This is a genomic window from Sandarakinorhabdus sp. (assembly GCF_032115815.1).
In the GTDB taxonomy this organism is placed as follows: Bacteria; Pseudomonadota; Alphaproteobacteria; order Sphingomonadales; family Sphingomonadaceae; genus Sandarakinorhabdus.
Genome location: NZ_JAUMBI010000271.1, coordinates 1 through 11,715, shown reverse-complemented (window position 1 = coordinate 11,715; position 11,715 = coordinate 1). Strand labels below are relative to the sequence as shown.

14 protein-coding genes are annotated in these 11,715 nt (G+C 65.9%); 7 read left to right on the top strand and 7 right to left on the bottom strand.

Annotation, left to right across the window (positions count from 1 at the left end; genetic code table 11):
* The 5 genes from RT662_RS15580 to RT662_RS15560 form a co-directional block, all read right to left on the bottom strand.
* The coding region (locus tag RT662_RS15580) for an enoyl-CoA hydratase-related protein (RefSeq protein WP_313671605.1) at nt 1-414 on the bottom strand (414 nt) is incomplete at its 3' end.
* Nucleotides 415-521: 107 nt separating this feature from the next.
* Nucleotides 522-1,283: an enoyl-CoA hydratase-related protein gene (locus tag RT662_RS15575; protein ID WP_313671604.1), complete on the bottom strand. Its 762-nt coding sequence runs from the start codon at nt 1,281-1,283 to the stop codon at nt 522-524.
* Nucleotides 1,284-1,314: 31 nt separating this feature from the next.
* Nucleotides 1,315-2,685 (bottom strand): MATE family efflux transporter, encoded by a 1,371-nt coding sequence (locus tag RT662_RS15570; protein WP_313671603.1) that lies wholly within the window; start codon nt 2,683-2,685, stop codon nt 1,315-1,317.
* Between the two features lie 86 nt (nt 2,686-2,771).
* Nucleotides 2,772-3,653, bottom strand: a complete 882-nt coding sequence (locus tag RT662_RS15565) for a lysophospholipid acyltransferase family protein (RefSeq protein ID WP_313671602.1) — start codon at nt 3,651-3,653, stop codon at nt 2,772-2,774.
* A gap of 33 nt (nt 3,654-3,686) precedes the next feature.
* Nucleotides 3,687-4,532 (bottom strand): PEPxxWA-CTERM sorting domain-containing protein, encoded by an 846-nt coding sequence (locus RT662_RS15560; RefSeq protein WP_313671601.1) that lies wholly within the window; start codon nt 4,530-4,532, stop codon nt 3,687-3,689.
* 209 nt (nt 4,533-4,741) lie between these two features.
* On the opposite strand from RT662_RS15560, the gene murI reads away from it, so the two are divergent.
* The 4 genes from murI (at nt 4,742) to RT662_RS15540 (ending at nt 7,641) form a co-directional block, all read left to right on the top strand.
* A complete protein-coding gene (gene murI, locus RT662_RS15555; protein WP_313671600.1) occupies nt 4,742-5,503 on the top strand; it encodes a glutamate racemase in 762 nt (253 codons plus the stop codon).
* A 7-nt stretch (nt 5,504-5,510) separates the two neighbouring features.
* Entirely contained in the window at nt 5,511-5,963 is a 453-nt protein-coding gene (locus RT662_RS15550; protein WP_273433868.1) for a PaaI family thioesterase, read from the top strand.
* Nucleotides 5,960-7,003 (top strand): enoyl-CoA hydratase/isomerase family protein, encoded by a 1,044-nt coding sequence (locus RT662_RS15545; protein ID WP_313671599.1) that lies wholly within the window; start codon nt 5,960-5,962, stop codon nt 7,001-7,003. Before RT662_RS15550 ends, RT662_RS15545 begins: the two co-directional genes overlap by 4 nt.
* An 80-nt stretch (nt 7,004-7,083) precedes the next feature.
* The gene (locus RT662_RS15540) at nt 7,084-7,641 is read left to right on the top strand and encodes a PEPxxWA-CTERM sorting domain-containing protein (protein ID WP_313671598.1); all 558 of its coding nucleotides are present in this window, start codon (nt 7,084-7,086) and stop codon (nt 7,639-7,641) included.
* Between the two features lie 42 nt (nt 7,642-7,683).
* Here the strand turns inward: RT662_RS15540 and RT662_RS15535 are convergent, their stop codons facing one another.
* A complete protein-coding gene (locus tag RT662_RS15535) occupies nt 7,684-8,541 on the bottom strand; it encodes an OmpA family protein (RefSeq protein ID WP_313671597.1) in 858 nt (285 codons plus the stop codon).
* A gap of 293 nt (nt 8,542-8,834) precedes the next feature.
* The gene (locus RT662_RS15530) at nt 8,835-9,209 is read right to left on the bottom strand and encodes a nuclear transport factor 2 family protein (protein ID WP_313671596.1); all 375 of its coding nucleotides are present in this window, start codon (nt 9,207-9,209) and stop codon (nt 8,835-8,837) included.
* 192 nt (nt 9,210-9,401) lie between these two features.
* Between RT662_RS15530 and RT662_RS15525 the strand changes: the two genes are divergently transcribed.
* From RT662_RS15525 to glyA, 3 genes are all read left to right on the top strand, one after another.
* The gene (locus RT662_RS15525) at nt 9,402-10,094 is read left to right on the top strand and encodes a VIT family protein (RefSeq protein ID WP_313671595.1); all 693 of its coding nucleotides are present in this window, start codon (nt 9,402-9,404) and stop codon (nt 10,092-10,094) included.
* Between the two features lie 39 nt (nt 10,095-10,133).
* Nucleotides 10,134-10,562 carry a ribose 5-phosphate isomerase B gene (gene rpiB, locus RT662_RS15520; protein WP_313671594.1) on the top strand — a complete coding sequence of 143 codons (429 nt, stop codon included), beginning with the start codon at nt 10,134-10,136 and terminating at the stop codon, nt 10,560-10,562.
* 11 nt (nt 10,563-10,573) lie between these two features.
* Nucleotides 10,574-11,715, top strand: a 1,142-nt coding sequence (gene glyA / locus RT662_RS15515; RefSeq protein ID WP_313671593.1) for a serine hydroxymethyltransferase, incomplete at its 3' end; no start/stop codon positions are given.

Below are 11,715 nucleotides of genomic sequence, written 5' to 3'. Positions count from 1 at the left end.
CGCATCAGAGGCGAAGCGGATATCGGTGTAGAGCGCATAGACCATGCCGAGCCCGGCACAGGCGCCGTTGATGGCGCCGATGATCGGTTTGGGCACGGCGGGAAACCAGCTGTTCTGCATGCGGAAATCGGCGCGGGCTTGTGTGTCGAAATCGGCCGGGCCAGCTGCAGCGCGGGCCGAGGCGCCATCGCTCTGGATGGCTTGCAGCGTGTTCATATCAGCCCCGGCGCAAAAGCCGCGGCCGGCGCCGGTCAGCACGATCACGCGCACCGCCTCATCGTCGCTGGCGGCACGCATGGCGGCCTTCACATCGCGGGCCATCTCGCCGCGCCAGGCGTTGAGCCGGTCAGGGCGATTGAGAGTGATGACGGCAACGCCATCGGAAACGCTGTAGAGTATGTCTTCATAGACCATGGCTTCGTCTCCGCCCCGTGCTGTTGTGTGGTGCGGAGTGAACAGGCAATCACCGCACTGTGTCGATGCCCAAACATGGGAGGGCGGCGGGCGCCGGCAGGTTCGGATCAGTGCTTTCGCTTGTCGAGGAAGGCGCGGAAACTGTCTTGCGCGGCGGCGCCCACGGCGTTTTGCGCCATCACATCGCCAGCATGGGCATAGGCGGCGGGCTGCGGCATCTCCATCTGGCGATAATAGGCCTGCTTGCCCACCGCTTTGGATTCCGCCGCGCCGCGCGTGGCGCGAGTGATGAGGTCGAGCGTGGCGGCTTCCAGCTCGTCATCGGGCACCACGCGGTTGACCAGGCCCCAATCCGCCGCCGTGCGCGCATCGATGGGGTCACCGGTCATCGCCAGTTCCAGCGCCCGCTTGCGCCCGAGGTTGCGGGCGACGGCGACCAGCGGCGTGTGGCAGAACAGGGCGCCCTTGCCGCCGGGCAGGGCAAAGCTGGCGCTTTGCGCCGCCACGGCCAGATCGCAGGTGGCGACAAGCTGGCAACCGGCTGCGGTGGCGAGGCCGTGCACACGGGCCACCACCGGCTGCGGCAGGGCCTGCAACAGGTCCATCATCTCGGTGCAGATGCGGAACAGGTCCCGCACTTCGTCGTGGCTGTGGCCGGCCATGTCGGCAAAATGATGCCCGGCCGAAAACACCGGCCCATTGGCGGCAAGGATCACCCCGCGCGCATCGCTGCGGCCGATGTCCTGCAACACCTCTGTCAGCTCCAGCATGAGCGGGCGGGACAGCGCGTTGCGCTGTTCGGGGCGGTTCAGCGTCACCGTCACGATGGGGCCCTGACGGTCAACCAGCAGATGGCTTGGGTTGGTCATGCCCGCATCCTTGCAGAAGCGGGGCGGGCTGTCACCGGGTAGCGGCTTGGCGGTTGCCCCCGGTCCAGGCGCCCAGGCGGATGGCGCTCGCCGTTACCAGCGCATGGGCGACCATGCCGGCGGCGATGATCATGAAATACTGCGCCGGCTGGGCGCCGGAGTTGCCGGCCAGCACGGCGCTGCCGCCCACGATGACCACCACGCGCACAACCGCGGCAATCACCGGCCACAGCACCCGCCCGGCGCCCTGCGAGGCAAAGAACAGGCAGGTTGCCACGCCAAAGAAGGCATAGAAGGGCGCGACGGTTTGCAGATAGGCACGGGCGGCGGCCCGCACCGCTTCATCGGCGGTGAACAGATTGGCCCACAGCCCCGGAAACAGCGACGCCACCAGCCCGATCGCGCCGGCCAGGATGGCGCTGAAGCCGGCGGCCGTCCAGGCGACGGTGTGGGCGCGGGCGATTTCCCGCGCGCCGAAATGCACGCCCACCATGGCGGTGGAAGCCGCGCCCAGGCCGAAGATCATCGGCACCACCAGAAATTCCAGCCGTGCGCCAATGCCATAGCCGGCCAGCACATCGGTGCCGAAACGTGCCATGGCGGCCGTGATGACCAGCACCGAAGCCAAGGTGCAGAACGGATTGATCGCAGCCAGTCCGCCGATGCGCAGGATGGCGACGATGGGCGCCCAGTGCAGTTTGACGCCGGTAAAGTGCAGGCGCAACTCGCGGCAGCGGGTGGTGAGGAAAACCAGCATCAGGATGGTTGAAATCGTGCTGCTGATGACGATGCCGGCCGGCGCGCCGGCGATGCCCAGCCGCGGAAATGGCCCCAGCCCGAACACCAGCACGCCGGCAATGCAGACCTGCAGTATCGAGCCCATGACGCCGATCCGGGCCGCGACGCCCATGTTGCCGGTGGCGCGCACGATGCCAGCCAGCGCGTTGGACAGCCACAGGCTGACACAGCCAAGGAACAGCGTATCGGAATAGGCCAGCGCCTGTTCCAGCACCGCGCCAGTGCCGCCCAGCGCGCCATAGATCGACCGGCCGAACAACAGGAACACCGCCGCGCAGATGCTGGCCAGCACCACCATCAGCAGCACGGCATGCACGGCCACTTCTTCCGCGCCGGCCCTATCGCCCGCGCCCAGCCGCCGCGACACTGCGCCGGTGATGGTGCCGCCGAACGCGCCGGCCGACAGCATGCCCATCAGCATCATCATCGGAAACCCCAGCGCCAGCCCGGCGAGCGGCGCCGTGCCGAGCTGACCGACGTAAAAGGCCTCGGTCATCATGGTGAGCGACGACATCACCATGGAAACGATGTTGGGCGCGGCGAGGCGCAGCAGGGTGGGGCCGATCGGCGCTGTCAGCATTGGCGATGGAGGTGCAGTCGCCAATTCGGATCCTTCCGGCGCGAAGTGTTCGGGCAATGTCTAGCGGGTGGACAGGCCACGCACCACAATCAGGAATGCCAGTCTGTTGATCACGCCACGGGCCGGCCGCCCAGTGTTTCCGACAATTTCGCCGCGATGGCGGTGCGGGCGTGGGCCGAAAGCGCCTTGCGATCGGGCGTGTCGGCAGGGCTGAAGGGCTCAAGAAAATGCACGCGGGCTTCCCAGGTGCCGGGGCGCGAAAGCAGCCGCCAGGCGTTGGCAGCACCGGTTTCCATGCCGACCCAGGCGAGGTTGCGGCCGGCTTCATCGCAATCGATGACCACGGGTTGCAGCGTGGCGCCGGGCGGGGGCGGGATCAGCATGGCAAAAAGCGGGGCCTTGAACGGCAGCAGGCGACGGCCATCGGAACAGGTGGCTTCCGGGAACATGGCGATGCGGCTGTGGCGGGTGAACTGCGTGCGCATGGCGGCGATCTGGGCAGGCACGCCCATGCGGTCGCTGCGGTTGACGAAGATGGTGTCGTTCAGGCGGCAGATGAAGGCGAGGCCGGGCCAGATGGCGATGCCGTCCTGCGCCACGAAAACGGTGCCGGTTTGGCCGCCGAGGATAAGCGCGTCGGTCCAGCTGAGATGGTTGGCGATGTAGAAGACGTCGCGGGCCGCCGGCTGGCCGATGCTGCGGACCCGGATGCCGCAGGCGCGGGCGCTCCAGCCCAGGAAGCGGCGGGCCCAGGGCGACGGCAGGCCGAGGCGGCGGCAGGCAATATGCAGCGGCACGCACAGCGCCGCGATGCCGAAAAGCCACATGCCGCGCGCCGCCACCCGCCGGCCACCGCCGGCATCCGCCGCCAGCGCGCGGGCAAAGCGCGCCAGCGCCCCGCCAACGCCCGGCACCGGTGGTGCCACGAAACCGCTGGCATCAGGCAGGGGCGGCGGCCAATCCGTGTCAGTTATAGTGGTGGGTTCGGCCATGCGTTGGGCATAGCGGCAGGCCGTGGTCGCAGGTCAAGCCCTCAGTGCACGGCGAAGGCGGGCAGCGGCGCCGGCAAGGCCAAAACCGGCTAGCATCTGCGCCCAAGCGGCCGGCTCTGGCACCGGGTCGCCACTGCTGTCCATGAACTCAGCCAGTGACTGGCCAACGGTGATGCTGCCACTGAGGCTGCGACCGTCGAGCAGATAATTGCTGAAGCTGATGCCGATGGCATTGGTGATCAACACCCGCGTGCTGTCGAAATTGCTAGCAAACTGCTGATTCAGCGTCACTTTCAAGCCGCCCTTATCATAGGCGACGAAGTTTGGGGCGACCTGGGCGTTGCTGCCAAGGTTCAGAATCGGCGCGCCCAGCACGCTGAGATTGAGGTTGGACAGGATCGCCTGGCCCGAAAGCGTGGTGACGCCGCCGACCTTGTTGACGGTGGTGAAGGATTGCACCTGGCCGGCGGTGAGCGAGAGGATCGACGTCGGCACGCCCAGCAGGCTGGTGACCAGCCCGATATCGAGGTTGTTCACCGTGGCGCTGGCACTGCCACTGCTGGTGTCGAGCGGGGTGGTGCCATTGGCACTGGCTGCGCTGGCGATGGCGCCGCTGCTCAGGCCAAGCGTGGCGGTGACGCCGGAGACTGTGCCCAGCCCAACGCTGGCAGCCAGCGAGGCGGCGCTGTTGTTCAGCGAATAGCCGGGCGAGGTGCGGCCGCTGACGGGTGCAACGGGCCCGACCGAGGTGAGCGGCTGGCCGACCACGCGCACACTGCTGAACAGGCCGCGGGCGGTGGTGGAAATCTCCACTGTGGCCTGGGCGGCGCTGGCCAACCCGAACAGGGCGGCGGTTCCGATGATGATCTGCCTGAACATCGCGTCTTGTCCTTTGTCGTCCACCCGGTGGCGAGGCGCATGACTGAACGCCGGCCACTGCTGTTGACGGTCATTCGGCGAAAAACTGCAGGCGGGGGAGCCGCTTCATCTTTTGTTGAGGACGAATCCGGGCGGGGCTTTGCGTTTTCTTGGCTGCCATGACATGACGCCGGGCAAGCAAGACGGAGGCGGCAATCACTCATATCCTCATGCTTGATTCCGGCGTTGGCGGGCTTTCGGTGCTGGATGATGTCCGTGCCGCATTGCCGGCCATCGACATCAGCTATGTCGCGGATAACGCCGGCTTTCCCTATGGGACCAAGACCGAGATGGAGGTTGCCACCCGGGTGTGTGCACTGCTTGGCCGGCTCACCGAGCGGTTACGGCCCGATCTGATCGTGATTGCCTGCAACACCGCCTCCACGATCGCGCTGGCCCACGCACGGGCGGTGCTGGACGTGCCGGTGGTTGGCACGGTGCCGGCGATCAAGCCGGCGGCGGAAATGTCGAAATCACGCGCAATCGGCGTGCTCGGCACGATGGCGACGGTGCGCCAGCCCTATGTGGCGCGGCTTTCCGCCGATCATGCCGCCGATTGCACGGTGCTGCTGCACGGATCGGCGCGGCTGGTGGAGCTTGCCGAGGCGCATTTGCGGGGCGAGCCGGTGACATCTGCGGCTGTGGCGCCGGAATTGGCGGGGCTGACCAGCCAGAACGGCGGCGAGCGCATCGATCAGATCGTGCTGGCCTGCACCCACTTCCCGCTGCTGCTGTCGCAGTTGCAGGCGGCAGCGCCGGGGATGGGCTTTGTCGACGGCGGGCCCGGCATCGCCCGCCGGGTGGTCACTTTGCTCGGCGACCGCGGGCAGCAGGGTGAAGGCAGCGGACGGGCGCTGTTCACTCGGCATGACGAACAGGTTGACGCGCTGGCACCGGCGCTGCACCGCTATGGCCTCGAGATTAGCAGGTGAGACGGGAATGGCCCTGAACGACGATGATCTGAAAGCGCGCATGAACCGCTTCGTGCCGCCCACAGCTGCGATTCTGGGCCAGGAGATTCTCGAGATCGACAGCGCTGCCGGCCGGGTGAAAATGAAGTTCCAGCCGATCGATGCCTGCCGCAACCCGATGGGCAATGTGCAGGGCGGGATCGTGGTTGCCATGCTGGATGACGCTGCGGCATTTGCCGCCATCATCAAGAGCGGCAAACGCATCGGCATCCCGACGATCGAGCTGAAAACCAGCTTTTTTGCGCCTGCCAAGGCTGGTGTGCCGCTCTACGCCGAAGGCCGCTGTCTGAAGCTGGGCAAGCGCATCGCCTTCATGGAAGCAGATTTGTTCGACGAGGAGGGCACTTTGCTCGCCCGCCTCACCACGTCGGCCATCCCGATCGAACTGGATGGCCCCAGCAAGCTGGTAGACCGACAATGACCGAAACCGCCCCCGAAGTCCTCGTTGAACGCCGCGGCCATGCGTTGTGGATCACGCTGAACCGGCCGCAGGCGCTGAATGCGCTCAACCATCCGATGGCCGTGACCATCCATCGCGCCGTCATCGATGCGATGGGCGACCACGAGGTGCAGCATATCGTGATCGATGGCGCCGGGGAGCGGGCATTCTGCGCTGGCGGCGATGTCGCGCTGCTCGGCCGCGAAGGCCGGCAGAACCGGGCCTTGTGGGAAACCTTTTTCCACGACGAGTATCGCATGAACCAGGCCATTGCCCGTTGTGGCAAGCCGTGGGTGGCGCTGATCGACGGCATCACCATGGGCGGCGGCGTGGGCTTGTCGATCCACGGCCCCTACAGCATCGCCACCGAACGCACGCTTTTTGCCATGCCCGAAACCGGCATCGGCCTGATCCCCGATGTGGGCGGCACCCATGCGCTGGCAAAATTGCCCGGCGAGATCGGCACCTGGCTCGCGCTGACCGGCGCGCGGCTGAAGCCGGCAGACCTGCGCTATTGCGGGATCGCCAGCCATTATGTGCCGTCCGCCCATCTGCCGACGCTGTGCGACCTGCTGGCGACCAGTCACGAACCTTTGGCCGAGGTGCTGGCGACCTTTGATGAAGACGCCGGCGAGCCGCCACTGGCCGCCTATCGCGACGCCATCGATTATCATTTCGGGCATGACCGGATGGAAGACATCATGGCCAGCCTCGAAGCCGGCGATGAGTGGGCGCTGGAACAGGCCGCCACCATCCGCCGCATGTCCCCGATCAGCTGCAAACTGAGCCTCGCCGGCCTGCGCGCCGCGCGCGGCGTGGAGATTGAGGAGGCGCTGATCAACGAATATCGCATGGTATGCGAGATTCGGAACGGCCACGACTTTTTCGAAGGCATCCGTGCCCAGCTGATTGACAAGGATCGCAACCCGAAGTGGCAGCCCGCCACGCTGGAGGCGATCAGCGACGATGATGTGGCGCGCCATTTCGAGGTGCCGGAAACGGGTGATCTGACGTTCGAGTGACTGGGGGTCAGTGACAATCCTGATTGTAGGCCACCGCGCTAATTCCTAGTTACTCAGGTGTGAGTTCAAGGGAGGCGTGCATGTTCAGGGTTCTTGTTGCGGCCGTCGTCGGCTTGGGCGCAGCGCCGGCGGCAGCCGTTTTGGTCACGGTCAATGCGGCCGCCCATACCACCAGCAGTGCTGGTGTTGACACGATCGCTGTGGTGGCGGGACACAGTTTCATGGTCACCGTTTCGACCGCCGACCTGTGGAGCGCCGGGCCGCTGCCACGCTGGTCGAACGCCAATGGCTTGGTCGGCAATCTCTTTGCCACTGGCTCCGATGAATCGGGCGAAGCTGCGGGCACGCTGATCGGTCAATATTTCGCCCCTTGGACCTTCGGCGGCCACACGGCTCCTTATGGTGCGCTGGTCGGCCGCATCGGCTCCGAATTCAGGACGATGGGCACCAACTTTATCGGCCAGGCTTGGGCAACCGGCACGCTCAAGCTGTTCTATTGGGACGGGGGCGGGCAGGACAACTCCGATTCAATCCGGGTAAATGTCACTGCCGTGCCCGAGCCCGCCAGCTGGGCGATGCTGATCGCCGGCTTTGGTCTGGTTGGCGCTGCCGCACGTCTGCGACGCGCCGTCGCCTGATTGACGCCAGGCGGGGCCGGCACCTGCCGACCCCGCGTCTGCTCAAAGCCCGTCGACAGCCTTGCTCACCAGCACGTTCACCGCCACGCGGCGGTTCTGGGCCTTGCCTTCATCGGTGCTGTTGTCAGCCACCGGATCGGATTCGGCCATGCCGCTGGGTGTGAGGGTACGGAACTGTTTCCAGCGGCACACCTGCTGCAGGTGCGCCAAAACGCGGCTGGCCCGCTTCTCGCTCAGTTCCTGGTTGTAATCCTCGTCGCCGACGGAATCGGTGTAGCCGACCACCAGTAGCAGCGCGTTGGGGGTCTTTTCGGCGGTGGCGGCAGCATTGCACAGATCGGCCCTGGCCTGTTCCGACAGGATCCATTTGCCGGTGTCGAAATAGACGTTGGTGGTGGCCTTGATATTGTAATTGTCGATATCGGCAACGCGGCCACGCAGGGCGGCCGTGGCGGCAGACTGTTCTTCAAAGCCCTGTGCCGTGCCCTGCCGGATCATGGCGGCAGTCTTGAAATCATTGCCGCGGAAGGTGACGCTGCTGGCCACCAGCGCATCGCCGGCCTGAAGTGTTTTCACCGTCACCGGCAGCCCGTTCATCAACGAGGCGGCGCTGAACTTGCCCTTGCCGCCGAACAGGCCACTCCTGCCCCTCACTTGGGTAGCGTCGTCGATGCTGATGATGGTCTTGGTGCCATCCTCGGCGGTCACCGCCATGCGATCGCCGCTGCGCGCCGAAATGATGCCTTTGATTTCCGGGCCAGGCTGCGGTCGCTCGCCGGTCACGGTCTGGGTGTTGGGAGCGTCGGGCACTGCGGGCGCATTCTGGGCGGCGAGCGGGGCGGCTGCGGTGATGGCGAGCATGATGGCTGTTGTGCTGGCCGTTCTGGTCATGATGTTCATCGGCTTCATCCCTTGAAATATGGTTGCGGTGCAGCCGCCGGTGCCCCTGATGGCCGGCTGAACCTTGAAATCGGGCAAACTGGTCACCCCTGGCCAGTGCTGCCGTTGCCGACATCCAGCCCAACGTCCTTGCTGCCGAATGAACATGGCTGGCACAGCGTGCCAAAGCCCGGGTGAGCAGTGCGCAGGGCGCGACAAGCCGTGCCAACAAGGCAGGGGTGTTGTGACTTTCAGCCGTAGCGGAAAACTATTCCCGGAATGGCGATTCCTGCCTGCTGTGGCAAGCCTCGGGGCTAAAAGCAGGCCTTCCACTGCTCCGTATCGACGAACCAGCGTTCTTCGCTGATCTTGTCGCCCACGAAGCGGAACAGCACGGCAAGCTGGCTGCCGCCGGGGCATTTGGTGCTTGCCCAGTTCAGGATGGAAACAACCTCGTCGCCATCGGAAATCTGGCGCAGCCCGGTGATCTCGAAGCCCAGCGGCAGGGCAGCGCCCAGGTTCTCAAGTGCGCCGCGAAACGCCGCCGTGCCGTGCAGCATGTCGGTCTGGCCGGGCATCACGAACAGCATGTCGGGCAGATAGTCCGCGATCAGCGTGTCCCAATCGCCGCGGCCCACGGCCTCCCATCCGCGTTGAACGATATCGGCGTGGCTGGTTGTGCTGGTCATGGCTGGTCTGATCCGTCGCTGAAAGGTGCGCGCAGCGCGCGGCCTGCGAACAGCATGCACCAGAAGGGCCGCCATTCACCACCCGGCAAATGGCCCGGTGCCAGCGTCGCGGGCCTGTCAACCCGGCAGCGCCCGCGATTGCGTGGTTTGACGCGGTGGCCGATAATCACAGCTCATAAAGCCGGAGGATTCATGCGCAGCCACCGTGAAACCCATCTTGTTGCCCGTGCCGGCTGGTTGCGCGCCGCCGTGTTGGGGGCGAACGACGGGATTGTTTCCACCGCCAGCCTGATCCTCGGTGTCGCCGCCTCGGGGGCGGACCGGCCGGCGCTGTTGGTGGCGGGCATCGCCGGGCTGGTGGCAGGCGCCATGTCGATGGCGGCGGGGGAATATGTCTCGGTCAGCAGCCAGGCCGATACCGAAGGCGCTGATCTGGCGCGGGAACGGGCGGAACTGGCAGAAAGTCCGGAGTCGGAGCATGCCGAACTCGCCGCCGTTTACGTGACCCGCGGCGTTGATGCCGAAACCGCCGGCAAGGTGGCCAGCCAGATGATGGTGCACGATGCGCTGGCAGCGCACGCCCGTGACGAATTGAACATCACCGATATCACCACGGCCCGCCCCGTGGTTGCCGCGCTTGCATCGGCCGGCACCTTCACGGTGGGGGCGGCGCTGCCGCTGCTGCTCGCCGTGCTGCTGCCGATGAACATGATGGCGGTCGGGCAGGGCGGTGGTTCGATCCTGTTCCTTGCGCTGCTGGGTTATGTCGGCGCCAAGGCCGGTGGCGCACCGCCGCTGCGGCCAGTGGTGCGCGTGGTGTTCTGGGGCGCGCTGGCGATGGCGCTGACGGCAGGGATCGGCAGGCTGGTTGGCACGGCGGTGTGATGCAGCTAGAGAGCGGGCGCAGCCAAGGAGTCGCCCCCCGTGTCGCGCATTGCACTTGCTTCCGATCACGCCGGCTACGCCCTGAAGGCGATGCTGGCCGATGAACTGCGTGCCGCCGGGCATGACGTGCTCGATCTTGGCCCGGACGGCGAGGTCAGCGTTGATTATCCCGATTTTGGCCGTGCGTTGGGTGAGGCCGTTGCGGCCGGCCGCGCCGAAAAAGGCATCGCCGTGTGCGGCAGCGGCATCGGCATTTCGATCGCCGTCAACCGCATTGCCGGCGCCCGCTGTGCGCTGGTGACCAGCGGCTTGATGGCGCGGTTGGCCCGCCAGCACAACGATGCCAATTGCATCGCGCTGGGCAGCCGGATAATCGGCATCGAGACTGCCCGCGATTGCGTGGCCGAATTTCTGAACACGCCGTTCGAAGGTGGCCGCCATGCCGGCCGCGTCGCCAAATTGGGTTAAGGAGAAGCACGATGAGCACCCGTCCGATGTCGGATATCCGTCCTGATGGCTTCTTCGAAACGCCGGCCGCGGTGAGCGATCCCGCCGTCGCCGCCGCCATCGCGGCCGAGCTTGACCGGCAGCAGAACCAGATCGAACTGATCGCGTCGGAAAACATCGTTTCCCGTGCGGTGCTGGAAGCGCAAGGATCGGTTTTCACCAACAAATATGCCGAAGGCTATCCCGGCAAGCGTTACTATCAGGGCTGCCATCCCTCTGACATTGTGGAGCAACTGGCCATCGACCGCGCCAAGGAGCTGTTTGGCGCTGCCTATGCCAACGTGCAGCCGCATTCCGGCGCGCAGGCCAATGGCGCCGTGATGCTGGCTCTGACCAAGCCGGGCGACACTATCCTGGGCATGAGCCTGGATGCCGGCGGCCACCTCACCCACGGCGCCAAGGCGGCGATGAGCGGCAAGTGGTTCAACGCCATCCAATATGGCGTGCGCCGTGAAGACCATCTGATCGATTATGACGAGGTCGAGCGCCTGGCCGTGGAGCACAAGCCGGTGCTGATCATTGCCGGTGGTTCGGCCTATCCGCGCATCATCGATTTCGCCCGTTTCCGCGCCATTGCCGACAAGGTGGGCGCCCGCCTGCTGGTGGATATGGCGCATTTTTCCGGCCTCGTCGCCGCGGGTATCCATCCGTCGCCGATCCCGCACGCCGATGTGGTGACGACCACCACCCACAAGACGCTGCGTGGGCCCCGTGGTGGCATGATCCTGTCGCGCGATGCCGAACTGGGCAAGAAGTTCAACAGCGCCGTGTTCCCCGGGCTGCAAGGCGGTCCGCTGATGCACGTGATCGCCGCCAAGGCGGTCGCTTTTGGCGAAGCACTGCAACCGGGCTTCAAGGATTATTCAAAGGCGGTGATCGCCAACGCGCAGGCGCTGGCGGCACGGCTGGTGGAGCGCGGCTGCGCCGTGGTGGCCGGCGGTACCGATACCCACCTCGCGCTGATCGATCTCACGCCCAAGGGCATCACCGGCAAGCAGGCCGACGAAGCTCTGGAGCGTGCCGGCATCACCTGCAACAAGAACGGCGTGCCCTTCGATCCGTTGCCGCCCACCCAGACCAGCGGTATCCGCGTCGGTTCGCCGGCCGGCACCAC